The 26,807-nt window shown below is 70.4% G+C and carries 25 protein-coding genes; 5 read left to right on the forward strand and 20 right to left on the reverse strand.

What is annotated here, in order from left to right:
- Positions 1–864: 864 nt before the first annotated feature.
- The 8 genes from ACTMTF_RS34540 to ACTMTF_RS34575 form a co-directional block, all read right to left on the reverse strand.
- Positions 865–1,011 (reverse strand): DUF6760 family protein, encoded by a 147-nt coding sequence (locus ACTMTF_RS34540; RefSeq protein ID WP_441114438.1) that lies wholly within the window; start codon positions 1,009–1,011, stop codon positions 865–867.
- Positions 1,008–1,430 carry a hypothetical protein gene (locus ACTMTF_RS34545; RefSeq protein ID WP_441114439.1) on the reverse strand — a complete coding sequence of 141 codons (423 nt, stop codon included), beginning with the start codon at positions 1,428–1,430 and terminating at the stop codon, positions 1,008–1,010. The genes ACTMTF_RS34540 and ACTMTF_RS34545 overlap by 4 nt, the downstream gene beginning before the upstream one ends.
- Positions 1,431–1,432: 2 nt before the next feature.
- Positions 1,433–1,876, reverse strand: coding sequence for a phage tail protein (locus tag ACTMTF_RS34550; protein WP_397011358.1), 444 nt, complete (start codon positions 1,874–1,876; stop codon positions 1,433–1,435).
- Positions 1,877–1,891: 15 nt separating this feature from the next.
- Positions 1,892–3,433: a phage tail sheath family protein gene (locus ACTMTF_RS34555; RefSeq protein WP_441114440.1), complete on the reverse strand. Its 1,542-nt coding sequence runs from the start codon at positions 3,431–3,433 to the stop codon at positions 1,892–1,894.
- Positions 3,434–3,540: 107 nt separating this feature from the next.
- Positions 3,541–3,933 (reverse strand): fasciclin domain-containing protein, encoded by a 393-nt coding sequence (locus tag ACTMTF_RS34560; RefSeq protein ID WP_441114441.1) that lies wholly within the window; start codon positions 3,931–3,933, stop codon positions 3,541–3,543.
- Positions 3,934–4,441: 508 nt separating this feature from the next.
- The gene (locus ACTMTF_RS34565) at positions 4,442–6,103 is read right to left on the reverse strand and encodes a zinc-ribbon domain-containing protein (RefSeq protein ID WP_441114442.1); all 1,662 of its coding nucleotides are present in this window, start codon (positions 6,101–6,103) and stop codon (positions 4,442–4,444) included.
- Positions 6,100–6,696: a DUF4255 domain-containing protein gene (locus ACTMTF_RS34570; RefSeq protein ID WP_441114443.1), complete on the reverse strand. Its 597-nt coding sequence runs from the start codon at positions 6,694–6,696 to the stop codon at positions 6,100–6,102. Before ACTMTF_RS34570 ends, ACTMTF_RS34565 begins: the two co-directional genes overlap by 4 nt.
- Positions 6,693–7,316 (reverse strand): response regulator transcription factor, encoded by a 624-nt coding sequence (locus ACTMTF_RS34575; RefSeq protein WP_441114444.1) that lies wholly within the window; start codon positions 7,314–7,316, stop codon positions 6,693–6,695. The genes ACTMTF_RS34570 and ACTMTF_RS34575 overlap by 4 nt, the downstream gene beginning before the upstream one ends.
- Positions 7,317–7,612: 296 nt before the next feature.
- Here ACTMTF_RS34575 and ACTMTF_RS34580 point away from each other — a divergent pair, with 296 nt between their 5' ends.
- On the forward strand, positions 7,613–8,635 hold the full coding sequence (locus tag ACTMTF_RS34580; protein ID WP_441114445.1) for a M48 family metallopeptidase: 1,023 nt from the start codon (positions 7,613–7,615) through the stop codon (positions 8,633–8,635).
- Positions 8,636–8,669: 34 nt separating this feature from the next.
- Here the strand turns inward: ACTMTF_RS34580 and ACTMTF_RS34585 are convergent, their stop codons facing one another.
- Positions 8,670–9,131 (reverse strand): VOC family protein, encoded by a 462-nt coding sequence (locus ACTMTF_RS34585; protein ID WP_441114446.1) that lies wholly within the window; start codon positions 9,129–9,131, stop codon positions 8,670–8,672.
- Positions 9,128–9,700: a DinB family protein gene (locus tag ACTMTF_RS34590; RefSeq protein WP_441114447.1), complete on the reverse strand. Its 573-nt coding sequence runs from the start codon at positions 9,698–9,700 to the stop codon at positions 9,128–9,130. Before ACTMTF_RS34590 ends, ACTMTF_RS34585 begins: the two co-directional genes overlap by 4 nt.
- A 60-nt stretch (positions 9,701–9,760) precedes the next feature.
- Here ACTMTF_RS34590 and ACTMTF_RS34595 point away from each other — a divergent pair, with 60 nt between their 5' ends.
- On the forward strand, positions 9,761–10,732 hold the full coding sequence (locus ACTMTF_RS34595; protein ID WP_441114448.1) for a helix-turn-helix transcriptional regulator: 972 nt from the start codon (positions 9,761–9,763) through the stop codon (positions 10,730–10,732).
- 6 nt (positions 10,733–10,738) lie between these two features.
- Here ACTMTF_RS34595 and ACTMTF_RS34600 read toward each other — a convergent pair whose 3' ends face one another.
- Positions 10,739–11,536, reverse strand: a complete 798-nt coding sequence (locus tag ACTMTF_RS34600) for a class I SAM-dependent methyltransferase (protein WP_441114449.1) — start codon at positions 11,534–11,536, stop codon at positions 10,739–10,741.
- Between the two features lie 70 nt (positions 11,537–11,606).
- Entirely contained in the window at positions 11,607–13,529 is a 1,923-nt protein-coding gene (locus tag ACTMTF_RS34605) for a S8 family peptidase (RefSeq protein ID WP_441114450.1), read from the reverse strand.
- Positions 13,530–13,765: 236 nt separating this feature from the next.
- Here ACTMTF_RS34605 and ACTMTF_RS34610 point away from each other — a divergent pair, with 236 nt between their 5' ends.
- Positions 13,766–14,119, forward strand: a complete 354-nt coding sequence (locus ACTMTF_RS34610) for a hypothetical protein (RefSeq protein WP_441114451.1) — start codon at positions 13,766–13,768, stop codon at positions 14,117–14,119.
- A 70-nt stretch (positions 14,120–14,189) separates the two neighbouring features.
- On the opposite strand, the gene helR is transcribed toward ACTMTF_RS34610, so the two are convergent.
- The 5 genes from helR to ACTMTF_RS34635 form a co-directional block, all read right to left on the reverse strand.
- Positions 14,190–16,337: an RNA polymerase recycling motor ATPase HelR gene (gene helR / locus ACTMTF_RS34615; protein ID WP_441114452.1), complete on the reverse strand. Its 2,148-nt coding sequence runs from the start codon at positions 16,335–16,337 to the stop codon at positions 14,190–14,192.
- Positions 16,334–17,575, reverse strand: coding sequence for a glycosyltransferase (locus tag ACTMTF_RS34620; protein ID WP_441114453.1), 1,242 nt, complete (start codon positions 17,573–17,575; stop codon positions 16,334–16,336). Before ACTMTF_RS34620 ends, helR begins: the two co-directional genes overlap by 4 nt.
- A gap of 149 nt (positions 17,576–17,724) precedes the next feature.
- Positions 17,725–17,934 (reverse strand): ferredoxin, encoded by a 210-nt coding sequence (locus tag ACTMTF_RS34625; RefSeq protein ID WP_441114454.1) that lies wholly within the window; start codon positions 17,932–17,934, stop codon positions 17,725–17,727.
- A gap of 31 nt (positions 17,935–17,965) precedes the next feature.
- Positions 17,966–19,180 (reverse strand): cytochrome P450, encoded by a 1,215-nt coding sequence (locus ACTMTF_RS34630; RefSeq protein WP_441114455.1) that lies wholly within the window; start codon positions 19,178–19,180, stop codon positions 17,966–17,968.
- 26 nt (positions 19,181–19,206) lie between these two features.
- On the reverse strand, positions 19,207–20,388 hold the full coding sequence (locus ACTMTF_RS34635; RefSeq protein ID WP_441114456.1) for an NAD(P)/FAD-dependent oxidoreductase: 1,182 nt from the start codon (positions 20,386–20,388) through the stop codon (positions 19,207–19,209).
- Positions 20,389–20,495: 107 nt separating this feature from the next.
- Between ACTMTF_RS34635 and ACTMTF_RS34640 the strand changes: the two genes are divergently transcribed.
- Positions 20,496–21,113, forward strand: a complete 618-nt coding sequence (locus ACTMTF_RS34640; protein ID WP_441114457.1) for a TetR/AcrR family transcriptional regulator — start codon at positions 20,496–20,498, stop codon at positions 21,111–21,113.
- Between the two features lie 36 nt (positions 21,114–21,149).
- Here the strand turns inward: ACTMTF_RS34640 and ACTMTF_RS34645 are convergent, their stop codons facing one another.
- Positions 21,150–21,620: a hypothetical protein gene (locus tag ACTMTF_RS34645; protein WP_441114458.1), complete on the reverse strand. Its 471-nt coding sequence runs from the start codon at positions 21,618–21,620 to the stop codon at positions 21,150–21,152.
- A 543-nt stretch (positions 21,621–22,163) separates the two neighbouring features.
- Here ACTMTF_RS34645 and ACTMTF_RS34650 point away from each other — a divergent pair.
- On the forward strand, positions 22,164–24,785 hold the full coding sequence (locus ACTMTF_RS34650) for a BTAD domain-containing putative transcriptional regulator (RefSeq protein ID WP_441114459.1): 2,622 nt from the start codon (positions 22,164–22,166) through the stop codon (positions 24,783–24,785).
- Positions 24,786–24,837: 52 nt separating this feature from the next.
- Here the strand turns inward: ACTMTF_RS34650 and ACTMTF_RS34655 are convergent, their stop codons facing one another.
- Positions 24,838–26,175, reverse strand: a complete 1,338-nt coding sequence (locus ACTMTF_RS34655) for a M14 family zinc carboxypeptidase (RefSeq protein ID WP_441114460.1) — start codon at positions 26,173–26,175, stop codon at positions 24,838–24,840.
- A gap of 17 nt (positions 26,176–26,192) precedes the next feature.
- Positions 26,193–26,807, reverse strand: a 615-nt coding sequence (locus tag ACTMTF_RS34660; RefSeq protein WP_441114461.1) for an alpha-isopropylmalate synthase regulatory domain-containing protein, incomplete at its 5' end; no start/stop codon positions are given.

The following is a 26,807-nucleotide window of genomic DNA, read 5'->3' on the forward strand; positions in this document are numbered from 1 at the left end:
GGGAAACGGACGGCGCGCAAACCTCACCTCCCGCAAGAGTGGCAGGCAGCGGAGCGGCCGACCGAGCGGAAGTAGCCGGCTCGAAAGAGGCAACAGCCGCCGCGCCAGCGCCACCACCAGAAGGGATGCCATCCAACGCGCAAGCATCACCCCCGGAAGCGACACCAGGCCGCGGAGTGGCCGACCAGGCGGAGGTAACCGACTCCGAAGGAGTAGCAACCGGCGCGCAAGCGTCACCTTTAGAAGGGGTGGCAGGCGGCGGGGTGGCTGACCGGGGGGAAGTAACGGGCTGGGAGGGGGTAGCGGACCGCGCTCCGGCCTCACCCTCTGAAGGGGTAGCGGGCGGCGCTCCGGCCTCACCCCCCGAAGGGGTACCGAACCCCGCTCCAGCCTCACCCCGCGAAGGGGTAGCGGGCGGCGTTGGGGTGGTGTGTCGGGAAGGGGTGGACGGCTGGGTGGTGGCGGGTGTGGTGCGGGAAGGGGACGAGGTGGAGGGGGTGTTGGGGACTGGGATGGCCAGGTCGTGGATGACGCCGGAGGGGGCTTCGGTGGCCATCTGGTGGGTCAGGGGGGCGAGGAAGGACGGGTTGTGCCAGGTGGCGAGGGACAGGGCGAAGCGGTCGTACGGGATCATCAGGGGATGGGCGGCGATGACACTGCTCATCGGGGGCAGCGACCGCCATTCGGCACGCGGCTCGGGTGCCACCAGAGCCTGGGCGTCGGACGACGTCCGCCCACGCGGGTCCCTCGCCCTCCAAGCCCGCCAAGCGGACGTCGCCAGAGACGACCCCAAGGCGAGCGTCGCCAGAGCCCCCCAGGAGGACGTCGCTGGGCGGTGGGAGGGGAGGCGGGGCCAGGGCCGTTTCATTGGGAACCGCCGAGAGCCTCGATCTCGGCGACGAACCGGCGGCGGTCGGCGTGCTCCAGATCGAGGATGTCATCGAGGGGCCAGTGGAAGTGGTACGCGACGTATGCGACCTCCCCGTAGAGGCGATTCGTCGCGTAGGTCATGATTCCCCCAGGCGGCTGCCCGAAAGGTCGACGTCGAACTTGTGCCCGCAGTCGGGGCAGGCCACGGCGGCGCGTGCGTGCCCCTCGCTGTTGATCCTGCGGTAGAGGTCCTGGAGGAACGCCAGGTCGGTGGCGAAGAGGTTCTCGATGATCCCGGCGTGGACGTCGGTGACGCCGCCCAGCCGGGTGATCACCCGGCCGAGGAGCACGACGGTGAGGTAGGCGGCGTTCTCCCGTACGCGATCGTCTCGAAGCGGGACGAGTTCGTCGCGAGCGGTGGCCAGCCGCATGACGCCGTCGCGGTGGAGGGTGCCGGACTCGTCGAGATAGCCGCGTGGCAGCCGGAAGGCGAACTCGGTACGCAGAGGCGGCTCCCCGGCGGAAGCCGGGAGCGCCGCCACGGCCATCGAGCGGCGCATCCCTACTCGACCTCTAGCTGTTCGTACGTGACGACCAGGGTCTCGGTGAGCACGCTGGTGTCGCCCGCCTTCATGGTGCTGATCTCCAAGCTCTTCGGCCAGGCGTTGGTCAGTTTGTAGCGCTTGATCGGGTTGTTCTCGAAGTCGTAGACGATGATCGCGCCGCCCTTCCGGGCGTTGCTCATCCGGCCGAAGCGCGCATCCTTGGCCCACTGCTCGAAGCTGTTGTCGGCGGTCAGGCCGCGGGTGAGCGTCACCTCGCCCGCCTTGGGACGGCCGGGCAGTTTCTTGACGACGTACTTGCCGTCACCGGTGTTCTGCCGCAGCTCGATGACGTCCTGTTCCATTTTGAGGCCGGAAACCTCGCTGATCTGTTTGATGGTGATGCCGTCGACCTCGAGGCCGAAGGAATGGGCGACCACGGTGTCGAGGTCGGGAAGTGCCATGTGCGATCTCCTGCGTTACTCGCTGACGAGGCTGACGCCGCTCGCCATCTGGGATACCTGGAAGACGACGAACTCGGCCGGTTTCACCGGTGCGATACCGATCTCGCAAACGACGCGGCCTTGGCTGATGCTTTCGGCGGGGTTGGTGTCGCGATCGCACTTGACGTAGAAGGCCTCGTCGGGAGTGAGGCCGAACAGCGCGCCCCGATGCCATTCCATGACGAGGAAGGCGGAGATGGTGCGGCGGATCCTGGCCCACAGGGCGTCGTCGTTGGGCTCGAAGACCACCCACTGGGTGCCGTTCAGGATCGACTCCTGCAAGTAGTTGAACAGGCGCCGGACGTTCAGGTACTGCCAGGCGCCATCGGGGTCCAGGGTGCGCGCCCCCCAAACCCTGATCCCGCGGCCGGGCATGACACGGATGCAGTTCACGTTGAGCGGGTTGAGGATGTTCTGCTCAGCGCGCGTAAGCTGCGTTTCCAGGGCGATCGCACCACGAACCACTTCGTTGGCCGGAGCCTTATGCACGCCACGGGTGGCGTCATTACGTGCCCAGACGCCGGCGATGTGACCGCTCGGCGGGATGCGGATCGGGCCATTGCTGATCGGATCGAAGACCGTGAGCCACGGGTAGTAGACGGTGGCGAAGCGGTTGGGCTGCGGCTTGCTATCTTCCCGCCAGATCCTGACCTGATCTACGGAAAGTCCCGGGAGTGGGTCGAGGATCGCCATCCTGTCTTTCAGGAGATCGCAGTGGGTGATGAGCGCGTCCTGCACGGCCTCGACACCGGCGGCGTCGATGGCGCCGCGCTCGAACGCGCTCATCAGGTCGGGGATCGCGATCATGGTCACCTCGTCGACCGCTTCGAGCCCGTCCACGCCGCGGCGCTCATGGGCGTTGCCGACGTACGTATCCTGACTCACCTGGGCGGGAAGCGGCGGGGCGGGAGCGGGGGGCGGGGCCTGCAACGTAATGGTCTGAGGCGCCGGCTTGGCCATTTCTGCTACCCCTGTGTCCTCAACCGTGACGAATCGTGACTTCTCCGTGACGGCAGTCGCGATGAAGTCCTTGGCGCCACGTTTCAGCGACACTGTGATCGGCGGTTCGGCGCTCTTGCCACGCTTGACCGTGAGTACGAACCGGTCCTCTGGAGGAGCCTGCCCCTCCTCGGTCGGCGCCTCCGAGACCTCGACGGTGATCTCGTTGCGCCCACGCCCACCCTGCACCGGTTCCCTGGCGACAATCCGGAACGGGCCGAGCATGGCCTGCGGTTCAGCGGAGGGTTCCGGCTCCGTACCGTCGGCGCCGACGCGGATCACGTAGCAGGAGCTGCCGCCATTGGCGAAGTAGCCCTGGACGGCATGCGGGAGGTAGCAGCCTTGTACGAACCCTCCGAACTCCTTCTGATACTGGCCCCAGGTGGTCACCAGCGTCGCCTGGCTCGGCCCTTTTTCCGCAAAACCGATGAACGCCGCCACAGCCGTGGCAACGCCCTCGATCGGTCGAGACCCAGGGGGCTCTTCTTTCCAATAGACGCCTGGCGAAGACTCACTCATCGGCCCCTCCTGAGCAGCATGGTTACTCAGGTTCTTCCCGGTTCACCGCTGCAGCGGCAGCGCCATCGAGCAACCTTGGAGGCTGAGCCGACCACCCTTTCGGGCGGCTAATCGGGCGGGGGGAGGACCGTGTCGATCAAGTAGACGGTCGCGTTGGCCGTCTGGATGTTCGAGCACAGCACCTCGGCGGTGTCGTTCAGGGTGATCTCGCCGGCGGTGCCCTCGGTCTTGATGTCGCCGCCCTGCTTGGTACGCAGCGTGGCTCGGGCTAGGTCGGCCGGGGTCTTACGACCGTCGACCACCTGGTAGCCGAGGAACGAGACGAGAGCCGTCTCGTTGTCGAGCAGTTCTTCGGTCCCCTCGTACTTGTCGAAAGCATCGTTCACCGGGACGAACACGGTGATGTTGGCCTCGTCGTTGAATCTGTCGGTGAAGCCGGCCTGCTCGATGGCCGACACGAAGGTCGACGCCTCGGGAACGTCGGCCAGGGCCGTGGTCACCTGCTCATCCTTGATCTCGCCTCTGCTGCCGGGCCCCGACGACGGGAGCAGGTCGCAGGTCGGGGCGGGACTGCGCGGGGCCGGTGGGGCCGGTGGGGCTGGACGCGGCGTCCGGGTGGTCGGAGTCTTGGGAGTCGTCGGAGTCTCCGGAGGCTCCGGAGTCTCCGGAGTTTCCGGAGGTGGGCTGCCCCAGCCGGGGTCCGGGCTCCGATCGGTATCGGGCCGCTGTTGATCGGGCCGCTGTTGATCGGGCCGCTGTTGCTGATCGGGCCAAGGCTGCGGCGAACCGCCGTCGGGCGGAGGTGCGGGTACGGGCGATGAGGCGGAGACGAGGGCCGCCGCCAAGCAGATGGACGAGAAGTAGGCCCTGTGGTCCATGGGTCGATGCCTCCCCGAAACGAGACGTCTAACCTGAGGCTGTCACCGGGAGCGAAGCCATCACCAGTACGAGACATGCCACCAAAAGGGCGGAGAGAACAGCCCTTTCGGTCCGCCCGAAAGGGCGAGGTCACTCCCTCCGCTCGACGATCAGATAGTCGAACCCCACGGCCGGGCCGCTGAACCCGGCCACGCTGAACGCGTCATCGCTCTGGTCGTCCACGTACACGCCGGTCGCCCCGGAACCGGACAGCCCGTTGTTCGCGACGTCCGTGGTGAGCAGGACGACGCCGTTCTCGACAGAGGTGTCGATCCGCGCCGGATCCCCGAAGGTGGTGGTCTCCACCCCGGCCAGCGAGGAATCGTCGGAGTCGATGACGAGCCAGCTGAACCTGATCTCCACGGGCGCCGGCACGAGGTCGAGGGTCGCCACCGTGAACGCGCCGTCGTTCTTCGCGTCCACCCTCAGGCCCGCGACGGGATCCGCGAGGCTCCCGTCCGTCTCCACCGTCAGCAGGATCACCGACCTGCTCGTGGCCATGGTCGCCGGGACGCTCACCTGGCGCTCGCCCGGCTGGACGCTCCCGGAACCCGCCTCGTAGGACTGGCCGTTGAGCGTCCCGCTGGAGTCCCTCACGATGAGGTAGTTGAAGCCCGTTCCGTCCATGTTCGACCCGTCGAGCGGCTGGACCGAGAAGGAGGTCCAGCCACGGCCGGTGACGCCCAGAGCGCCGGCGAACGGCAGCCAGCCGGGCTGCGTCTCGGCCAAGGGCCCCTGAGACAGATCTGGGGTGACGAAGATCCTCGCCTCATCGGGCAGTCTGGGCGTCTCGACGGAGGTCAACCCGTTGCTCAGCGTGCCGCTTCCCGCCAGGTAGGTCTCCTGATCGAGAATGGCTCGCTCCCGCGCGTTGAGCAGTGCGCCGATGGCGACGGCGGCGACGATGAGCAGGGCGAGGACGAGGACGACCGTCCTCAGCGGCCAGGACGTGACCAGCGGCAGCACCGTCCTGGTTCCGTCGACCCGGATCGTCTTCGCGCCGTCGTCGACGTCCACCTTGGTGGCGAAGGGAATCTCGCGCGCCGGCCCGGTGAGGCCCGGTTTCGCCCAGACGCGCAGGGCCAGTTCGGTGTGACCGGGGGGAATCACGAGCCCGCCCGCCGGCCGGGAGAAGCGCAGCTCGTTCTCGTCGTCCTCCGCGCGGATCCGTACCCGATGGGTCAGGTTTCCCCGGTTGGCGAACACCACCATGTGGTGGGTCATCCACCAGCCCCGGGAGTCCTTCGGGGACAGCTCGACGGAGAGGTCGTCGAACCCGGCCACCACGCACTGGCCCTCCGCGGTGGCCGTGATGCCGGAGTTGATCTGGGAACGGGCCCGTACGGTGAAACCCACCGTCCCCGCGCGGACGGACGAGGAGCGCGGCGGGGCGAAGGTGACCACGTACTCGGCCGCGTCGTCCGGCTGGATCACGAGTTCCTCGGGCACGACCGTCGCGTACGGCGCCGCGCCGCCCTCGACCACGACGCCGGCCCGCTCCACCCGGGTGCCCCTGTTGCGCACCGTCACAGTCGTGGAGACCCGCTCGCCGGGAGTGCAGGCGACGGGGCTGCCGGACAGACTGACGGCCAGTTCGGCGTGCTGCTCCTGGAGCGGCGGCTCGGCGGGCTGTGGTCGCCGGGTGTCGTCCTCGGCGTCACGCCGCTCCCAGGCGAGGTACTCCCCGCACCCGGCGCAGAACCTGGTGCCGTCCGGATTCTGGTCGCCGCACTTCGGACAGGTGACGCTCATCCAGAACCTCCGGTGCGGTGGCTTTCGGGGCGCAGTGTCAGCGGCTTGGTGACCGGTGGCGACACGGGCGTGGGAGGCTCCGGCATCATCGGAGCGCTGATCACGACATTGACGAACGGCCGTAGTCCCGCGCCCGACGCGGCCAGCGCCGTCGCGAGGGCGCGGTCGTCCGGTGGCGGCACGGCGGCCGCCATCGGGACCGGCAGCCCGAGATCCGCCAGCGAGCCCGTCAGCCGCTCGGCGGGGATGGCGTCCTGCGCGAGGAACGCCCGCAGGGTGGCGTCCAGGAGCCGGTGCTCCTCCTCAGGCTGCGGCGCCCACACCGTCACCAGGTACGACAGCCGCACATAGCGGGGCGGGCAGCGCCTGACCGTCAACGCGCCGTCGGAGTCGTACTCGTTGACCGTGCCCTGCCGGCGCCTGCCCTGATCCTCACGGATGTCGTACAGCTGCAGGTGCACCGTCGCGGCCGTCCGCTCCCCGCCGGGCGCGCCGAAGGAGACCTCCGTCTTCGAGCGCCGCACCACCTCCCGGCGGATCAGCTCCTCCAGCGCCCGGTCCACCTCTCCGATGACGCCGCCCTGCCCGGTCACAGCAGCCCGTTGCGCAGGGCGTAGGCGACCGCGTGGGCCCGGTTGCGCAGGTGGAGCCGGGTGGTGATGTCATGCAGGACGGTCTTCACCGTACGCTGCGAGTACGACAGGGCGGCGGCGATCTCCGCCGTGTCGCACCCTTCGGCGATCAGCCGCAGCACCTGCACCTCCCGCTCGGCCAGGCCGGCGAAGGTCAGCCCGCGCGGCCCGAGCATCTCGCCCTGCACCCGGCTGACCTGGGTGAGCAGCCGGCCGAGCAGATCCGGCGGCATGACACCCGCGCCGTCGGTGGCCGACTGGATCGCCGCGACGAGCCGCTCCGGGCTGGCCTCGGCGCGCCGTACGACACCCGAAACGCCGATCTCCACGATGGCGAGCAGGCCGCTGTCGTCCACGGTCCCCGCGACGACCACCAGCCGGAGACTTCCATGGCATCGCAGCGCCTGCAGGACGCCCAGCGTGTCGGCGCACACGCTGTCGGCCACCACCAGCGCGACCTGCGCCTTCTCCGGACTGTCCGTTTCCAGGATCTCGATCTCGGGCCGCTGCTTGAGCTGGCTCAGCACACCTGCGCGGGAGATGGGGTCGTGAGCCTTCACGACTACCTGGATGCGCTCCATCCCATCTCCATTCGACTTCGCTCTGGCGAGCCGGCACCTCCGAAAATGGCACAGAAAGCACGCGAGACGAGGACGCCACATCCTGGACACAGGCAAAGAATGCGAAAAACGCAGCTTTGCCCCACCCCCGGAGATCGGGGTTGTCGCCGCCGTTCTGTGGCGCCTTCATCGCCAGTTCCCGCGTCTTCTCTGGCACCCTGTTCGACATGTCCGCCGATGCGCCCAGTGCGTCCCAGGAGCCCGCGCGATCCTTGCCGCACCAGCCATCGGCCCAGCCGCTCCGAACAGCCGGCCGCGTGTCCCGGACGACCGGCTACGCCCTCGCCTTCGTCGTTCACCTTCTGGCGCCGGCCTTCCTGGTCACCGGCATCTACCTGATCGCCGGCCTGACCGTAGGCGGCATCCTGTTCGGTCTGGTGGCGTTGGACCTCGCCTGGCTGCTGCGTCCCCGCCCCGCCCCCTTCCCCGCCTCCGCCGTGCCCCTCACCCGCTCCGACGCCCCTCACCTGTACGCCCTCATCGACGGCATCGGCGTGGCCCTGGCGGCGCCCCGTACAGACCTGGTCGCCATCAGCGGCGAGGTCAACGCATCGTTCCGTGCCTACGGCCGGCGACGCCGTCGTCTGGTGGAGATCGGCTACCCGCTCTGGCTGATCCTCACCCCGGAGGAACGCGTCGCCCTGCTGGCCCACGAGATGGCCCACTCCAGGAACGGCGACGCCAGGCACGGCCTCGTGGTCGGCAGCGCCCTGCGCTCGCTCCACGAACTGCGCGTGGTCACCCGCTTCGGGTGGCGCCCCGGCGACGGCGGATCAGTCCTGGTCACCCGGTGCCTCCTCGCCCTCCTGGGCGTCCCCGTCCGCGCCCTGATCTTCCTGCTGGAACTCCTCCTGAACCACTCCTCCCAGCAGGCCGAATACCGTGCCGACGAGATGCAGGCCCACGTGGCCGGCGCCGCGGCCACCGCCTCGCTCCTGGACGTCCTGTCCACCCGCGCCCCTTCCGTCAGCGACTTCCTCGGCTCCAGCGCCGTGGCCGTAGGAACGTGGAACCTGTGGGCGGCTCTCCGGTCCCATGTGGACGCCATCCCTCAGGCCGAACTCGACCAACGCCGCGAGGCCGCCCGCGTGGAGAGGACTCGGGTGGACACGACCCATCCGCCGACGCACCTGCGCATGCGACGCGTGCTGGCGCTGCCGTACCCGACACCCCGGATATCCGCTGCGGCGATGGAGCAGATCGAGGCGGAGCTCGAGCAGGCGGCCGGGCGCGTGGCGCTGAGTCTGCGGGAGAACGCCCAGTCGGCCCGCTACCGATAGGCCGCACGCCCTTCAACGCCTTACGGCCATAGCTTCAGTCCAGGCAGAACTCGTTGCCCTCAGGGTCGGTCAGCACGATGAAGCCGGCGCTCATCGGGAGAGCGGGCTCGAAGCGGCGTACCCGCCTCGCGCCCAGCGCGACGAGCCGGTCGCACTCGGCCTCCAGCGCCGCCATCCGCTCCTCCCCCTGCAGCCCGGGGGCCGCGCGGACGTCCAGGTGGACGCGGTTCTTGGCGATCTTGTCCTCCGGCACCTGCTGGAAGAACAGCCGTGGGCCGTCCCCGTCCGGGTCCTCGATGGCCGATCTCGTGTTGCGCTGCTCCTGCGGTACGCCGGCCCGCGCGAGGAAGTCGTCCCACGCGGCCAGCGGGTCGGCGTCCTCGGGCAGGTCGACCCCAGGCGGGGCCGGGTGGACGTACCCCAGGACGTCGCGCCAGAAGGACGACAGCGCCCGCGGGTCGTGGGCGTCGAAGGTGACCTGGATGTGGCGGCTCATCGGGTCGCTCCGTTCATGTGCAGGTAGAGGTCGCGCAGCAGGCAGACCTCGGACAGGTGGTGGATCAGCTCGCGGTGGATGTGCAGCACCAGGTCGGCCATGGGTGCCTCGGGGTACGGCTCCTTCTGGCCGACCGGGACCGGCAGCCCGGCCTCGCCGAGCCCGCGTACCCCGGTCAGCCAGACGTAGAGCTGGGCTTCGAGCTGGGCGAGCGCGGTGGCCGCGCTGCCGGCGTACTCCCAGCTCTCGTACGATGCCGCCGGCGCGCCGAAGTGCGCCGCGTTGCGCCCGGCGAGCACGCCGACGATGACGTGGCCGAGCCGCCAGGCGATCGTGGTGAAGGGCGCGGGGACCGGCGTGGGGAAGGCGTAGTCGATCGTGAAGTTCCCGGCGCCGGCCTGCACGGGCGCGGTCGAGCTGCCGCGCGGCCGCACGCTCCAGGCGTCCGGGACCGGCGACCAGAAGTACTCGTCGTCGGTGAGCCCGTCGAGCCGGGCTCGGAGCTGATGGTTCCAGTGGAACTCCCACTGCTCGCGCAGTGTCCGGTTCCAGTCGAGTTCTGCGTCCATGGCGTCACCTTGACACCCCAAGCGGACAGGATCGGTCCGCTATCTGGCAGGGTGGGTGGCATGGGCATGGCGCGCGGTGACGAGCGGGGTACGACGGAACGGGTGCTCGCGCTGCTCGGGCTGCTGCAGCAGCGCCAGGTCTGGACCGGTCCCGAACTCGCCGACCGGCTCGGGGTCACACCGCGCACGGTACGGCGCGATGTCGAACGGCTGCGCACGCTCGGGTATCCCGTGCATGCCAGCCAGGGGGTCGGCGGTGGCTACCAGCTCGGTCCGGGGCAGGACCTACCGCCGCTGCTTCTCGACGACGAGGAGACGATCGCCACCGTGGTCTCGCTGCTCGCGGGCGCGGGTGGCGCGGTCGCCGGCGCCGGCGACGCCGCGCTCCGGGCGCTGACCAAGCTCGACCGGGTGCTGCCCACCCGGTTGCGGCACGAGGTGCGGGCGCTCTCCGACTCGGTGGAGTCCTTCGGCGGCGGCCGTACGCCGGTCGACCCGGAAGTGATCATGACGCTGGCCAGGGCCTGCCGCGACGAGGTCGAGGCCGGCTTCGACTACCCGTCCGGGGACGACGTGCGACGGCGGCGGGTCGAGCCGTACCGGCTGGTCGCCTCCGACCGGCGCTGGTACCTCCTCGCCTACGACCTCGATCGCGACGACTGGCGCAGCTTCCGCGTCGACCGGATGACCGGCGTGTCGGCGCGCACCTGGCGTTTCCGCCCCCGCGAGGCGCCCGACGCGGCGACGTACGTGCAGGAGAGCGTGGCGAGCCGCGTCTACCGGCACCAGGCGCGCTTCCTCGTGCACGCGCCGGCCGACACGGTCCGCGCCCAGATCCCGGCGTCGGCGGCCGTCGTGCGGCGGCGCGGGAGCGAGCTCTGCGAGGTGCTCAGCGGCGCTGGAAACCTCGACTTCCTGCTCATGCACATGGTCCTGCTGGGGCACGACTTCGAGGTGCTCGACCCGCCGGAGCTCGGCAGCCGCTGCCGCGCGCTGGCGGAGAGACTCCTGTCGGCCGCACCGGCGCCCTGAATCAGGTCACAGGCGCCGGCCGATGGTGAGGACGGCGGACCAGTGGCGGGTGAGCCGTCCGTCCGGGCGGGCGCCGAGGAGGCGGCGGATCTCCTGGTAGAGGTGGTCGCGCTTGGCGGGCTCCATGGCGATGTGGCCGGAGAACGTGTCGAGGAGGGCGAGGTATTCGTCCGCCGTGTAGCGCAGGGCCCAGACGTAGAGCTTCGTCCTGACCACCGTGAAGTGTCCGGAGGCGTCGAACTCGTCGGCCATGGGGTCGGGTTGCTCCTCGGGAGGCGGGGAGGGCCACGGGCCGTCGTGGCCTTCGCCGATCTCCACGTAGACCTTCTGGATCTCGGTGAAGAACGGGTCGAAATCCACCGGCATCGCGTGGTCCGCGTTCCAGACCGCCAGGTGGCCGCCCGGGGCGAGCAGGGCGGCGGCCTTCGCGTACTTGACCTCCGGGTCCACCCATTTCCAGGCCGTGGCCGCGTACACGAGATCGAAGCGGGCGCCCTCCGGCGGCTCCCAGCCCTCGAACGACGACGTGATCACCGAGACGTCGTCGAACTCGGTGAGCCGGCGCCGCGCCTCCGCCGCCAGGGCCTCGCCGAGCTCGACCGCCGTGATCCGGAACCCCATCCGCGCCAGCGGCAGCGTGGCCTTCCCCGGTCCGCAGCCGACTTCGAGCAGGTGCGCGGGTGGCGTCACCCCGGTGCATGCCAGCAGGTCGGAGTAGAGGTCGGCCGGGTAGTCGGGGCGCGCTTCCTGGTAGGTGGCAGCGGCTCTGTCGAAGGTGGCTCGCAGCCTGCGGTCAGGGGACACGCACCGATTCTGACAGCACGGATGCCGGCCGCGCTGTCGCACGACCGGCATCCGTTCTCGGCGCTGGGTCCTACTTGTTCACGTGCCTGTACAGGTAGACGGCTACCTTCTTGAGCTGGGCGGATGAGCTCTTCTTGACGCGGTGCTTCTCGGCGGTGCCGACGGCCGTCTTCAGCGTGGTGCTGCCGTGGACCTTGGCGGAGCCGTTGTAGACGCCGTGGGCGTAGTTGAGCCAGGCGGCCAGCAGCTCACGGTCGAGCAGCGCCTTGGCGGTCTTGCTCTTGGGAGCGAGGACCTTGTACGCCTTGCCGAGCGAACCGGCGTCGGTCAGCTCGGGGAAGACCTTGCTGCCGTTCTGGGCGAGCGACAGGTAGCACAGCAGGGTCTTGTCGCTGAGCGACCCCTTCTTACGGTGCATCTCGGCAGCCCACTGCTTGGCGCTCAGCGGCTTGGTGGCCTTGCCCCGCTTGCAGGTGTCCGGAACGGGCTGGGGGTCGAAGCGCGGATCCGTCCGGTGCGTCCTGGTCGGGGTCGAGGACGGGGTTGGGGTGGACGTCACCGTGGCGGTCGGCTTGGCGGTGGGGATCGCGGTCGGGGGAATGGTCGGCGTCGGGGAGACGGTCGGCGTCGGCGTCGGCGTCGGCGCGGGCGTGGTCGGCAGAGCCGCGGTGAGGTTGATCCGCTTGGTGGTCACCTGGCCGCCACCGCTGGAGTAGGTGATGCTCTTGCCGGTCGTCCGCAGCCTTTCGACCAGTCCGTCGCTGGTCAGAGCCGGGTACGCCTGCCGTACGAGCGCCAGCGCTCCCGCGACGTGCGGTGCGGCCATCGAGGTGCCGCCCAGGGTGGCGTACGTGTCGTCGGGCACGGACGAGTTGATGGCGGCGCCGGGCGCGAAGAGGTCGAGGAGGGCGCCCCGGTTGCCCAGGGGGACGGGAGCGTCTTGGCTGTCGGTCATGCCGACCGTGACGGCGATGGAGATACAGGCCGGGCTGCCGACGCCGGCGTCGTAGCCCCTGTTGGCCGACGAGATCACGGTCGCCACGCCGGCGCTCTTCAGAGCCGCGATCGTGGGCGTCAGCGCGGACTCGGCGTCGCAGGCGACCTTGTGCTCGGTGCTACTGCCCAGACTCATGTTGGCCGCGACGGTGTGGTGCTTGCCGCGGGTGCTCTCGACGTACTCCAGAGCCAGCTTCTGGTCGGAGGTGAAGGTCAGGATGCAGGCCGGGGCACTGCCGCAGATCGAGCCGGTGAACCGGCTGAAGACCTGGATGGGCAGGATGCCCGCTTCCGGCGCGACTCCGTTGGATGGAGCGTTCCCGGCCTTCTTCCCGGCCGCGATACCCGCGACATGCGTACCGTGGAAGCACTGGTTCGACCCGTTGACCATGCACGTGGCGATCTCGGCATCGGCCGCGCCCGGACCTGTCTGGGCCTCCTCGCCGTTCGGGCACAACGAGACGGATGTGTACGTCGCGCTCTCGGCGACGCTGGAGAAGCAGGCCTCGTCCACGATCCGTCCGGTGAAGAACGGGTGGTCCCGGTCGATGCCGGTGTCGAGGATCGCGATGGTGGAGCCCTTGCCGGTCCAGCCCCGCGTGTTGGCCTCGTCCGACCCGATCACCTTGGTGCTGGCGGCGAGGGTCGGCTTGCTCAGCTCGTCCTCGTAGACCGCCTTGATCCGGTCGTCGGTCTTGATCTCGGCGAGGGTCTTCTTGTCGACGGTGGCGACCAGGAACTCATCCGAGTCCGTCTTGTTGATGACCTCGGTCTGGCTCGACGCCGCTTCGGTGTCGGTGGCCACCGCGCGGACGCTCTGGCCGGGCTTGACCTCGATGATCGCCCGGACCTTCTCGCCGGCCTTCACGTCGGAAGTGACGCTGCTGCTCACGACAGGGTCGGTGGTGGCCGCCTGGGCAGCCGCTTCGACGGCCGGCGAAGCGATCGTGGTGATGGCGAGCACGCAGGCGCTCGCCAGTAGAGACCGCAGTCTCACTGGTCCTCCGAGGGGAGTTGGCCGTCCCGAAACCGAACGGACTGAGGAAGGGAGAACCATACGCAGGCGGAGGGAGCCGACCAGCAACAGCGCCCGGCGACATCGCCCCCATTGCTGACGTCCAGCAGATCCCGGTGCGATACAACGCGAAGATCGAGAATAGCGGGATACGGACGAGGCCAGTGAAAATGAAGTGATTCCGTTATGTGCTATGCAACGGGGAGTACTCTGCCCCTGTGTGCACATACGCGATGGTCACCTACAAAGTCCACTATGTGTGCGTTTCGTGCCGTCAGAGCCACAAACTGCACTGGGACGACGCAGGGCACCTCTGCACGCGCTGCCGCCGGCCGATGGCCTTCGCCGGCCATGACTTCGCCGCGCCGCGCAAGACCAAGGACAGCGAGTGGGCGGCCGTCGCGGCCGTTCTGGCCGCGGGGCTCCGCTACGAAGGCTTCGAGCCCTGCGGCTGCGGGCAGGAGCCGAAATACCGCCCGCACACCAGCGCGCAGGTGCGGGCCCGGCGCAGGATCGCGGCCCGTCACGGACTGACGGACGCCGAAGCGCTCGCGCTCCGCGACCCCGCCTGACGCCCTCGCGGCAGTACGGCGACGATCATCCCGCCCTGACCGTCGACGGCGGGCGGGATGATCGGTTACGTCAGGAGCTCGTGAGGATGACGAGCTGCTGGGTCGCCCGGGTCATCGCGACATAGCGGTCGACAGCTCCCTCGATGCCCTCGCCGAACGCCTCCGGGTCGACCAGGACGACCAGGTCGAATTCGAGCCCCTTCGACAACTCCGGCGTCAGCGACCGGACGCGGGATGTCGTGCGGAAGGCAGGGTCGCCGATGACGCAGGCGATCCCGTCGGCATGTGCGGCGAGCCAGGTGTCGAGGATCGAGCTGAGCTCCGCGGCCGATCCGTGGACGACGGGGACGTCGCTGCCGCGGATGGAGGTCGGCACGTTGGCGTCCGGGAGCACGGCCCGGATGACCGGCTCGGCTTCCGCCATGATCTGTTCCGGCGTCCGGTAGTTGACGCTCAGCGACGCCAGCTTGATCCGATCGAGCCCGATCCGCTCCAGCCGTTCCTGCCACGACTCCGTGAACCCGTGCCTGGCCTGGGCCCGGTCCCCGACGATGGTGAAGCTCCGGGACGGGCACCGGAGCAGCAGCATCTGCCACTCCGCGTCGGTGAGTTCCTGCGCCTCGTCCACGACGATGTGCGCGAACGGGCCGGCGAGCTGGTCCGGCTCGACGCTGGGCAGCGCGTTCTCGTCGACCAGGGCGTCCCGCAGGTCCTGTCCGTGCAGCATCGTCACCGCGCTTTCGCCGTCGTCGTCGGCTTCGAGCAGGTTGTCGATGACCGCGGCCATCCGCTCGCGCTCGGCGGCGACCGAGGCCGCACGGCGGCGCTTGAGCTGCGCAGCCTCCGGGTCGCCGAGTCGCTGCCGGGCCGCGTCCAGGAGCGGCAGGTCGGACACCGTCCAGGCCTGGGCGTCCGCACGCTGGAGTTTCCGTACCTCGTCGGGGCTGAGCCAGGGGGCGCACATCCGCAGGTAGGCGGGCACCGTCCACAGGTCCCCGACGAGATCGGCGGCCTCGATCAGCGGCCACGCCCGGTTGAAGGTCGTGAGCAGCTCCCTGTCGCGCAGCAGCGCCTTGCGGAGCAGGTGGGCCGAGACCTCGCCGTCGTGCTTGTCCATCAGGATCGTGAGCAGTTCTTCCCAGATCTGGTCACGCGCCTCGTTGTGCGGAGTGCCGGGTTCGGCCGCGTCGAACGCCTCGGCCCAGTCCTCGGCGCTGAGCCGGATGTCGGCCCAGGGGGTCGTGATCGTCATCCCCTTGGTGGGCGGATTCTCGTAGAACCTGACGGCCGGCTCGATCGCCTGCACCAGGTTCGCCGACGACTTCAGGCGGGCCACGTCCGGATCGGGCTCGATCGCCGCCGCGGCTCCCTCCGCGACGAGGTCCCGCAGGGTGCAGGTCTGCACGCCCTCCTCGCCGAGGCTGGGCAGCACGTCGGCGACGTAGGCCAGGTACGGCTGGTGCGGGCCGACGAACAGCACGCCGCCCCGGCGGTGACCGAGACGGGGGTCGGAGTACAGGAGATAGGCGGAGCGGTGCAGGGCCACGACGGTCTTCCCCGTGCCAGGACCGCCGTCGACCACGAGAGCGCCGCTGGATCCCGCGCGGATGATGGCGTCCTGGTCGGCCTGGATGGTGCCGAGCACGTCACGCATCCGGGGCGACCGGTCGCCGCCCAGGCTGGCGATGAAGGCGGACTGGTCGTCGAGGGCGGCGTGCCCCTCGAACCCGTCCGAGGTGAACACCTCGTCCCAGTAGTCGCTGATCCGCCCCCGGGTCCAGCGGTACCTGCGGCGGCTCGCCAGCCCCATCGGGTTGGCGTGGGTTGCTCCGAAGAACGGCTCGGCCGCCGGCGAACGCCAGTCGAGCAGCAGCCGGCGACCCTCGCTGTCCGTGAGCCCCAGCCGTCCGATGTACACGGGCTCGGAGTCGTCCGCGCCGACCATGTGCCCGAGGCACAGGTCCAGCCCGAAACGGCGCAGGGTGCGCAGGCGGGCGGCCAGCCGGTGGATCTCCATGTCCCGGTCCAGCACCTGCCGGCCCTTGCCGCCGGGCGCCTTGCGCTCGGCGTCGAGCCGGTCGGACAGGTCGGCGATGGACTCTTCGAGGCTCCGCGCGATGGCCGCGAAGTGCTGCTCATCGCGGCCGATGAGCTTCGGGTCGGCCTTGGGGAGGAGACGGTCGGGAAGGTCAAACGCGCTGGTGGTCAGCGGGTTCACGCTATTGGCTCCAAGCAGATCGTGTCGTGCAGCAGCTGCGCGGCCACCGTCGCCCCGTCGGTGCGGATCGTGCCGGCCACGGCGGTCGCTCGTGCGCGGGTCTCAGCGGCCAGAGCCGTGCTGAGCGCCGCCGACAGGGACTCGGCGGTCGGCGTCGGGCCGTCGTGTACCGCGCCGATGCCCAGCTCAGCCACCCTACCGGCCCAGTACGGCTGGTCCACCGCTTGTGGCACCACCACCTGGGGCGCACCGGCCCCGGCGGCCGTCGTCGTCGTGCCCGCGCCGCCATGGTGCACGACGGCGGCCACCCGGCCGAACAGCTCCTGGTGGTTGACCTCGCCGACGACGAAGCAGTCGTCCAGGTCATCGATCAGGGCCAGGTCCGCCCAGCCCCGGGCGACGAGCACCCGGCGGCCCCGCGCTCGGACGGCCTCGATGGCCACCTGGGCGGCGTCCGCCGACCCGCGCATGGGCATGCTGCCGAAGCCCACGTACACCGGTGGCGTGCCGGCGTCCAGGAACGCCGCCAACGCGGCCGGAAGCGGGCGAGGGTCGGGCAGGATCCACGCGCCGGTCTGTACGACGTCGAGATCCGGCGTCTTACGCGTTCCACGCCAAGGGTCCAGGACCGGGTCCGTCGCCAGCCACGGCCGGTCGCCGATGGCGTAGTCGCGAACGTGGTCCACCGGGGGCAGACCGATCGACGCCCTGTTGGTGTTGAGCGCCGCGCCGAACAGCGCGTCGATGCTCTGGGCGTCCAGCTCCCACAGCACCCGGTTGTCGGTCACGTCCGGCGGGAACGGCCGGCCCTGGTACGCCAGCGGCGGGCGGTGCGGCGCCGGCAGGGTGATCTGCTGGAAGGTCGCGTGCACGGAGCGGATGCCCAGGTGCTCGGCCACCGACCGCGCGCCGGCCACGGCCGGCATCAGGCCGCTCGCCACCAGCGCGTCACACCCCTCGGCCGCGGGGATGATCGCGTCGAACTGGCCGGCGATCAGCTCCGCCGCCCGCCGGGGCAGGTCCCCGGACGACGGCGGCGTCGCCGCGGTCGTCAGCTCGCGCGCCGACCGGCCGACCGGCACCAGCGGCACGCCGACACCGGCCAGCCGCGCCGCGAACTCCTCGTCCGGCGGCGCGCACACCAGCACCTCCGCACCGTGCTCCCGCAACCGCACCGCGAGTGCCACCATCGGTTCGACGTCCCCGCGCGACCCGTACGTGGACAGCAACGCACGCATTTCGCACCCCCATTTCCGCAGGTTCCAGCCTCGGCGGACGATTGTCCGGCATGACCCGGGCCTTGCCGCAAGCCCCCTGGTGCGCTATACGTTGGGAGTGGAAAGAGGTGACCACTCCCCTCTCCACTCTTCGTCCGCTCGCGAGGCGGTCACGCCTGCTTGTCGACCTCGATGACCTCGATGGCGAGGCCCGGGCAGACCGCGGCGGACTCCCGGACCGCGGCGTGCTGGTCCGCCGCCGGCTCCGCCTCCAGCAGGATGACGATGCCGTCGTCGTCACGCTGGTCGAACACCTCGGGCGCGATCAGCACGCACTGGCCGGCGCCGCAGCACTTGTCCTCATCGATCGTGACCTTCATGGTGTTACCCCCTTGTCCTTGTCTGAACGGGTCACCAGCGGACCGGGACGGTGCGCAGGCCGCCGACGGCCAGCCCCTCCACCCGCTCCAGCTCCGCCACCGGCACCGCCAGCTCCAGGCCCGGCAGCTTGCGCAGCAGCACTTCGAGCACGACCTGCAGCTCGGTCCGGGCCAGCGCCTGTCCGAGGCAGGAGTGTGCGCCGGCGCCGAAGGCCAGGTGCGGGTTCGGGCTGCGGGTCAGGTCGAAGTGCTCGGCCGCCTCGAACGCCTGCTCGTCCCGGTTGGCGGCGGCCATGCTGCAGATGACCGTGGTGCCCTTGGGCAGGTGCTCGCCGTTGACCTCGGTTTCCTCCTTCAGGTAGCGCGGCAGGCCGAAGCCGGAGTTGGCGTCGAGCCGCAGCGACTCCTCCACCGTGGTGCGGATCAGCTTCGGGTCGGCCAGCAGAGCCTCCCAGCGGCTGCGGTCGGCCAGCAGCATGGAGACCATCTTGCCGATCATGTTGGCGGTGGTCTCGTGCCCGGCGACCAGCAGGCCCATGCCGGTGACCACGATCTGCAGGTCGGTCAGGCCGCCGTCCTCCGGGCCGCCGACCGCGATCAGCTCGCTCAACAGGTCCTCGCCCGGCTCGGCGCGCTTGGCGGCGAGGTGGTCGGACATGTACTGGAAGAACTCGGCCTGGGCCGCCTCGATCTCCTCCTTGCCGTAGCGGGTGAGGTTGAGCAGCGTGTCGGACCAGTACGAGAACCGGTCACGGTCGGCGGCGGGCACGCCGAGCATGTCGCAGATGACGTACACCGGCAGCGGGAAGCCCAGGGACGCCTTCAGGTCACCGGGGGCGCCGCCCTCGACCATGCCGTCGATGAGGCCCTCGGCGATCTGCGCCATGACCGGCCGCAGCGCGGTCATGCGCTTGGCGGTGAACCACTTGCCGACCAGCCGCCGCCAGTGCTGGTGCTCCTCCCCGCCGTCCGGGATGATCGCCGCCATGTCGCTGCTGAACAGTCCGCCGTCCTCGGTGGCCGACAGCCGGGCCGCGTCGGGCGCGTTCAGCAGGCGGGTGAAGCGCGGGTCGGCGAGCACCTCCTTGACGTCGGTGTAGCGGGTCAGCAGCGTCGCCTGGTCGCCACTGGGCAACGTCACGTGGGCGACCGGGCACGTGCCGCGCAGCTCGGTCCACTCGGCGGGCGGGTCGAGGGCGGCGTCGTTCGGGATCGGGTAGTTCAGGACCTGCTCGTTGGCACTCATTCGATGTCTCCTTAGAGAAGGTGTCCTCAGGCGGGCATGAGCGGTGGGGTGGTCAAGGTCTGCTGGCGCAGGAGGCGGGCCTGTTTGGCCATGTTCCAGCCGATGACGCCGGTGACCTGGCCGCCCTCGCGGTAGAGGGCGGCGAAGCGGCCTTGCGCCGGGTCCCCTTCGACGACGGTCACCTCGGCCGCCGGTGACGGCAGGCCATGGAACTGGATCTTGACGTCGTACTGGTCGGTCCAGAAGTACGGGATCGGGGTGTACGCCCGGTCCGCGCCGAGGATGTTCGCGGCCACCGTCTGGGCCTGTTCGATGGCGTTGGTCCGGTTCTCCAGCCGCAGCCGCCTGCCTAGCCCCTCGTGCGTGAACGAGGCCACGTCGCCGACGGCGTAGACGCCCTCGGCGGCGCGGCAGCGCGCGTCGCACTCCACCCCGTCGCCCAGGACCAGCCCGCCGCCCTCCAGCCAGCCGGTCGCCGGGCGGCAGCCGACGGCCACCACGACGGCGTCGGCGGGCAGCGACTCGCCGTCCGCCAGCCGTACACCCGAGACCCGGTCCGCGTCGCCGGCCAGCGCCTCGACGGCGGCGCCCAGCCGGAGCCGGACCCCGCGCTCGGCGTGCGTCCGGGTGAGGAGGCCGCCGATCTCGTCGCCGAGCTGGTCGCCGAGCACGGCCTGCCCCATGCCGACGAGGGTGACCTCCAGGCCCAGCCCTCGGGCGGTGGCGGCGATCTCGCCGCCCAGCACCCCCTCGCCGACGACCACCAGGCGCGTGCCCTCGGTCAGCCGGGCGCGCAGGGCGATCGCGTCGTCGAGGCCGCGCAGAACGTGCACGCCCGCCTGCCCGTCCTGGCCGGGCAGGCGGTGGGGGGTCAGGCCGGTGGCGATGACGACGGCGTCGCCACGCAGCACCCGGCCGGAGGCGGTGGTGACGGCGCGCTCGGCCGCGTCCAGCGCGACCGCGGGCTCGCCCCGGACGAACTCCGCGCCCAGCGCCTCCAGTTGCGCCTGGCTGCGCAGCCTGGCCCGCTCCGGTTCCCAGGCCCCGGCCAGCACCTGCTTCGACAGCGGCGGCCGGTCATAGGGCAGGTGGGGCTCGGCGTCCAGCAGCGTCAGCCTGCCCTGGTGGCCATGCCTCCGCAGCGCCTCCGCGGTGCTCAGCCCGGCCGCCGACGCACCGACGATCAGTACGTGTTCCGGCGGGGTCATGAGGCGTGGTTCGGGTTGCCAGCGGCGGTGTTCATCCACATGGCTTCCACATTAACCTACAGGTGCAAGAAAACTGACATATGTCGGTTATGGGTAAGATTGGGGGTGTGGTCACTGCCAGAGGGAGCAACACCCCGTCGAATGACCGGCGCGTGCGCCGGACTCGATCAGCATTGGCGCATGCGCTGATCGCGCTGGTCGAGGAGCGCGACCTGTCCCGGATCAGCGTTTCGGACGTCGCCGAGGGCGCCGGCGTGAGCCGTTCGGCCTTCTACGACCACTACCGGGACGTTCACGAACTGGCCGAGGACGCCTGCACCGCGATGATCGACAACCTGATGGAGTCGTTGCCCGGCCCCGGTCTCGACTCCCCGGACCTGGCGCAGGAGGCGACCGAGTCACTGACGGCGTTCTTCGGCAGCCTGGCCGGGCACGCGGGCCTGTACCGCGCACTGCTGGGCCCGCAGGGCAGCGCACGCGTCCTCGGCCACATCCGCCGTCGCATCGCCGAGGTCATCCACCAGCGCCTGGCCCACACCGACCTCAGCGGCTGGCCCGAGCGCGTCCCGCACGACGTGACGGCCGCGTTCACCGCGGGCGCGCTCATCGGCGTGGCCGTGGACTGGCTCGAAGGCGGCTGCGCCCGAACCCCGGCCGAGATGGCCGAGGTGACCTGGCCCCTGCTGCACGCGCAATACCGCATCAACGAGATCGACGACAGCTGAGAACCCGGCGCCACCTCATCGCGTGCGTGCCGCACGTCATGGGAGCCGGGGCCAGAGGCGGAGCCATTGCTCGACCCGTGCGCTCACCGGTCCCTCCGCCAGCTGACCAGTGATCATTTTCGTGGGCGCGAGGAGGTTCTTGCAGGTACGTAGTGCCAGGATCTCCTCGCGAGGCCGCGTCCGCCAGTCCACCGCCCAGTCGGCGGCCTGCTCCAGGGTCAACGGCAGAGCCGCCAGGACATCCGCGGCCAGTCGATCCGGATCCCACAGCGGGTCGTCACCGGGGCCGAGGTCGGCGATCAACAGCGCTCGGAGGTTGAACCGGCTCGCGTTCGCGTCCCGCGTGCGGTAGCCGGCGCGCTCAGCACCGTCCAGGGCCGTGAAGCCGACCCTGGCCCAGATCCGCCGCGCCTCCCCCTGCTCGGGATCCTGCGCATAGACCAGATTGCCCTGCCATGCGGCCAACCACGAGTTGATGGACGCGGCGCCGAACTCGACACCTTCCATACCGCCCATTATCGCCTCGCAGCCCTGTTGGGAAGTTGTCACCGTGCCATCAGCCTGTCCAGAGGGCAAGAGGCTTCGCTCTCGAAGGCTCTCGAAGCTTTCGCAGGGCTCGCTCGGGTGTCTCATTCCACGAGTAAACTCGTATGCGAACGCGGACAAAGGTGATTAACTACGGCTCACGGGGTGATACGCGCGGGGTGATCCATGGCCAGAACTCGGCCTACGAATCGATGATGCCCAGGACCAAGTTTCCGGGGAAGGGCTCAATCTCTCGTGTTGAGGAAGTGGCGCACTGTGCAGACCACCGAACGTCCACGGACAGCCGCGACGGCCAAGAACCCCCTGGTGAGCGGTCGCGTCCTGGGTCCTCTTGAACTCGCCGGCCCACTCGGCACCTTACGTCCCACTGCGGGAAAACATCGGGTGTTGCTCGCCGGACTAATATCGCGGGCCAACTCGGTGGTGCCGGTGAATGATTTGATCAGGTGGCTTTGGGACGACTCCCCGCCGATTACCGCCAAAGAAACGTTCTATGTCTATCTCATGCGGCTGCGGAAAGAGCTGGCACACTCCGTTGGCGGCGGGGTCGGGATTCACACCGAGGGCGGTGGTTACCGGCTCACTCTCGGCCAGGACCGGGTGGACGTCCTGGTCTTCCGCCAACTCGTACAGCAGGCCCTGGAAGAGGAGCGGCAGGGGCGGCCGGCCGCGGCGGTCAAGGTGTTGCGCCAGGCCGAGGAGTTGTGGCGGGGGCCCGCGTTCGTCGACGTGCCGTCCGAGGCGCTGCACCGTGACGAGGCCATCCGGGTCACCGAGGATTGGGCCCGCGCGGTGGAGCACCGGATCGACCTTGAACTGAGCATCGGCTTCCACAGTGACCACATCGGCGAGTTGCGCGAGCTCACCGTCCGCTACCCGTTGCGCGAGCGGTTCTGGTGGCAGCTCATTTTCGCTCTTTATCACGACAACCGCCAGGTGGAGGCGCTGGACTGCTATCGGGAGGCCCGCACGCTGTTCATGGAGGAGTTCGGCCTGGAGCCCGGCGAGGAGCTGCAGCGGCTGCACCAGCAGATCTTCGACCATGAGGTGCCGGCCAAGCCCATCGAGCTGACCGGCGCAGGGGACGAGGTGCGGCCCGTACCCGCCCCGGCCTCCTGGGTGCCGCAGTGCCAGCTGCCGCCGGACACGGCCGACTTCGTCGGAAGAGCCGATGAGATCCACCGGATCGAGAAGTCGCTGGTCCCGAGTACGGGGCGGACGGCCGTACCGGTCGTGGTGATCTCGGGACCGCCGGGCGTCGGCAAGAGCGCGCTGGCCACGCGGGTCGCCCACCGGCTGCGGCGGCTGTTCCCCGACGGCCAGTGGTACGCGCAACTGTCGGGCTCCAAGGCCGGTGAGGTGACCGAGGACGCGCTGAGCGCCCTGCTGCAGCTGTCCGGGGTGGACCCGCACAGTGTGCCGGGAGGCGCTCTGGCGCGCTCGGCCGCCCTGCGGGCCCGGCTCGCCGACCGGCGGGTGCTCCTCATCCTCGACCAGGCGGCCAACCTCGACCAGGTGCTGCCGTTCATGCCCAACGATCCCGGCTGCGCGGTGATCGTGACCAGCCAGCGCATGATGGCCGGCCTGCCCGGCGCCGTGCAGCTGAACCTCGGGGCGCTGCCCTGGCACGAAGCCGAGGAGTTCTTCACCGGGCTGGTGGGGCAGCGCGTCAGGGACGAGCCGGACGCCATGCGCGAGATCGTCTCGTTGTGCGGCCGGCTGCCGCTGGCCCTGCGCATCGCCGGCGCCCGGCTGGCCAGCAGGCCGGACACCCACCTGGCCGACTTCGCGTGCAAGCTGCGCGATCGGCGGCGGCTGGACGAGCTGCAGACCGTGTCGATGGAGCTGCGAGCGGGCCTGGAGCTGAGCTACCTGGCGCTCTCCGAGGGCGCCCGCCGGGCGTTCCGCATGCTGGGCCTGCTCGACGGCTCCGACTTCCCCGAGTGGGTGCTCGCCACGCTGCTACGGCAGAAGGAGGCGGAGCTGCCGCTGGAGGAGCTGTTCGTGGCGAGCCTCCTCGCGCCGGCCGGACGCGACCGGACGGGGGAGCCGCGCTATCGGATGCACGACCTCCTGCTCGTGTACGCCGCCGACCTCGCGGCCATGGACCCGGAGAGCGAGCGGCGGGCCGCCCTGCGGCAGTTGCTGGATGCGTTCCTGCAGATCGAGCTGGCCGCGTGGAGCAGGAACCCGCGCGTCCTGTGGGGCCGCCCGCCGGGGGCGCCGGCCACGCCCACCAGCGCGCCACTCTCCCAGGACCGGCTGGCGCGCCTGCTCGCGCGGCCGCTCGCCTTGGACGAGTCGATGCGGCAGCTCGTGGTGTTCCTGGTCGAGCGGGCCAGCGAACTCGGCTGGTACGAGGACGCGGGCCGGCTGGCCGGGCTCATCTGCGTCACCACCGACGCCGACTTCAACCGCATGCACCAGGCCGTCAAGACCGCCGCGTACGCGGCCGGGGACGAGCAGGTCTGGCACCAGGCCGAGTTCGCCCTGGCTCGCCGGCTGGTGCACCAGCGGCCCGAGGAGGCCGTACGGCGGCTGACCGCGTGCTTGGAAGCCTTCCAGCGGTTCGGTGCGCAGCACGCCGAGTGCCACACGCTCGTGTGGTTGTCCATGTGCCACACGATGACGGACCAGGTGCTCCTGGCCCGCAGGTTCGCCGCGCGGGCCCTGGCCCTGGCCAAGACGCTGGACCAGGACACCGCCCGGACGCTGGCGGTGCCCGACTTCGTCTCGGCGCTGGCCACGGACCGCCACCGGCCCGAGGTGCTGTCGTCGTTCCAGCGGGCGTGGGAGACCGCCGAACGGCTCGGCGACTCGGCACACCAGTGGATGGTGCTGAACGGCTTCACCAGCGCGGCCCGCGATGCCGGGGACCTGGAAAGGGCGGTGTGGGCGGCCGAGCGTGGCCTGGCCCTGTCGGAGACGTACGGGGAGGGGCAGGCGTCGGCCTGGATGCTGGTCCAGCTGGCCCGCGTACGGCTGGACCAGGGCGATCTCGCCCTGGCCACGGCCGCGGCGGAGCAGGCGCAGGAGATCTACGCGCGCGACCACGACCAGCACGGGGCCTCGGCGACGGACGAGATCCTGCGGCGCATCCACGCCAGGAGCGCCCCCTGCCCATGAGGGTCCGTGAGGGTCCATTAGGGTTCGTGAGGGTTCGTGAGGGCCCTCGCCGTCAGGACGCCGAGAGCTGGTACGCGGCGGTCAGTACCGCGCCGAGCTGGGCGCCGACCAGCTGGGCGATGGGGACGGGCGTGCCTGTCGCGTCGGCGTCGGCCTCGTCCGCCCAGGTCTCGAACAGGCCGTCGAGCGCCTGGCCGGCGGATCGCATCGCCGGTGAACTGTTGCCGACGGCCAGCTCCCCGGCGATCAGCCGCAGCGCGCTCCCGCAGGTGCGCAGGCGCAGGGTGTGAGCGGTCTGCTGGAACGAGAGCTGTTCCGCGACGCTGCCCCGCGCGTCGCCGGCCCGCTCGGCGTGGCTCCTGAACGCGGCCGCCAGAGCCGCGCTCGTCCGGCGCAGGTCGGCCAGGGAACGCGCGAACGGCGAGCCGGGCACCGCCAGGGAGACGAGGGCCGGGTCGGCGAGGGCGCCGATGCGGGGAGAGATGTCCGCCAGCAGTGCCGCCGTGGCACGCAGCAGGTCAGCGCGCCGCACCCCGCAGTCCGTGTCCTCGCCGCTGCGCGGGTCGGCCCACATCGGAACTTCGACGATGAGCGAGAAGGTGCCGTGGCGGGCGGCGTAGTGCAGGCTGGAGGCGCCCATCAAGGCCGTCTCGGGGCCGTCGCCGCCGGATACCGCCTCGCCGGCCACGTTCGCGGACGGCACGACGTACACGCCGGGGGCGATGCTGCGCGCGCCCGGAATGTCGGCGTCGCCGGTCTGCACAGGGATACCTGTGTACGTGGACAGATGGGTGAGCGCCTCCGCCATGCCCGGGCGCTCGTCGCTGACGTAGTAGTAAACGCCGCCGAACTCGGCGTTGTGCAGCGAGCACATCAGGGCCGGGCGGAGCTCGTCGATCACGTCCGCCAGCGCCTTGGTCTCCGGCATGCTCAGCTCGCCCTGCGGGTCGCCATGGTGCGGGAACGTCCATTCGACCTGCTCGTCGAAGGGCGGCCGGTAGTGCCGGCGCCCGTAGTTCCTGCGCGTCAGCGGGCCGGCGAACCAGCCCTCGTTGAGCCGGGCGCCGTCGGGGTCCACGCAGCCGATGAAGTGCCAGGTGTGGCCGAGACGGAGGTCGTCGGCGCGGCAGAGCAGCTCGGCCAGGTAGGGGACGGTGAGGAAGCCGACAGGCTCGTTGGGGTGCGGGCCGGCGAAGACGAGGACGGACCGGTCCCCGGAGCCCACGCTGACCAGGTGGATCGGCTCGCCCAGCCGGGAGAAGCCGACGCGGCGGCGGCGTACGAGGCGCGGATGGCGGGCCGTGAGGCCGGCCAGCCGGCTCTCCACCTCGTCCGGGCCGGGGTAGTGGTCCTCGTACGGGATCTCGCGCAGGATCGAGGCGATCTTCAAGGGAGCCCTCCAGGAGGTCATGGGTATGCGTACCGCGCGCGGACGAGGGCGTACGCGACCGCCTGGTCCAGTGCCTGCCAGGAGGCGTCGATGATGTTCTCGGCGACGCCGACCGTGGCCCACTCGGTCGTGTCGTCGCTGGAGGTGATGAGGACGTGGGTGACGGCGTCGGTGCCGTGGGTGCCTTCCAGGATGCGGACCTTGTAGTCGACCAGTTCCACCTTGGCCAGCTCGGGGTAGAGCCGCTCCAGCGCGAACCGGACGGCCTTGTCGAGGGCGTTGACCGGGCCGTTGCCCTCGCCGGTGGCGACGATCCGCTCGCCCTTGGCGTGCAGCTTGACCGTGGCCTCGCTGACGAGCTCGCCGCCCTTCGTCCGCTCGACGATCACCCGCCACGACTCGACCTCGAAGTGCCGCCTGCGCTCGCCGTGGACGGTTTCGCGCAGCAGCAGCTCGAAGGAGGCGTCGGCGGCCTCGAACGTGTAGCCCTGCGACTCCAGGTCCTTGACCCGGCCGACCAGGGCCTTCGTGTGCTCAGGGGTGAGCTCGTAGCCGAGCTCGCGGCCCTTGAGCTCGACCGACGCGCGGCCGGCCATGTCGGAGACCAGCATCCGCATGTCGTTGCCGACGGC

It is taken from the genome of Nonomuraea sp. ZG12, assembly GCF_052068115.1.
Lineage (GTDB): Bacteria > Actinomycetota > Actinomycetes > Streptosporangiales > Streptosporangiaceae > Nonomuraea.

Coding starts and splice junctions, on each gene's coding strand:
- ACTMTF_RS34630 (WP_441114455.1), bottom strand. CDS start 19,180: ATGAGTGCCAACGAGCAGGTCCTGAACTACCCGATCCCGAACGACGCC.
- ACTMTF_RS34620 (WP_441114453.1), bottom strand. CDS start 17,575: ATGCGTGCGTTGCTGTCCACGTACGGGTCGCGCGGGGACGTCGAACCG.
- ACTMTF_RS34585 (WP_441114446.1), bottom strand. CDS start 9,131: ATGAGCCGCCACATCCAGGTCACCTTCGACGCCCACGACCCGCGGGCG.
- ACTMTF_RS34590 (WP_441114447.1), bottom strand. CDS start 9,700: ATGGACGCAGAACTCGACTGGAACCGGACACTGCGCGAGCAGTGGGAG.
- ACTMTF_RS34565 (WP_441114442.1), bottom strand. CDS start 6,103: ATGAGCGTCACCTGTCCGAAGTGCGGCGACCAGAATCCGGACGGCACC.
- ACTMTF_RS34650 (WP_441114459.1), top strand. CDS start 22,164: ATGCGGCTGCGGAAAGAGCTGGCACACTCCGTTGGCGGCGGGGTCGGG.
- ACTMTF_RS34595 (WP_441114448.1), top strand. CDS start 9,761: ATGGGCATGGCGCGCGGTGACGAGCGGGGTACGACGGAACGGGTGCTC.
- ACTMTF_RS34550 (WP_397011358.1), bottom strand. CDS start 1,876: ATGGCACTTCCCGACCTCGACACCGTGGTCGCCCATTCCTTCGGCCTC.
- ACTMTF_RS34555 (WP_441114440.1), bottom strand. CDS start 3,433: ATGAGTGAGTCTTCGCCAGGCGTCTATTGGAAAGAAGAGCCCCCTGGG.
- ACTMTF_RS34545 (WP_441114439.1), bottom strand. CDS start 1,430: ATGCGCCGCTCGATGGCCGTGGCGGCGCTCCCGGCTTCCGCCGGGGAG.
- ACTMTF_RS34645 (WP_441114458.1), bottom strand. CDS start 21,620: ATGGAAGGTGTCGAGTTCGGCGCCGCGTCCATCAACTCGTGGTTGGCC.
- ACTMTF_RS34635 (WP_441114456.1), bottom strand. CDS start 20,388: ATGACCCCGCCGGAACACGTACTGATCGTCGGTGCGTCGGCGGCCGGG.
- ACTMTF_RS34540 (WP_441114438.1), bottom strand. CDS start 1,011: ATGACCTACGCGACGAATCGCCTCTACGGGGAGGTCGCATACGTCGCG.
- ACTMTF_RS34625 (WP_441114454.1), bottom strand. CDS start 17,934: ATGAAGGTCACGATCGATGAGGACAAGTGCTGCGGCGCCGGCCAGTGC.
- ACTMTF_RS34575 (WP_441114444.1), bottom strand. CDS start 7,316: ATGGAGCGCATCCAGGTAGTCGTGAAGGCTCACGACCCCATCTCCCGC.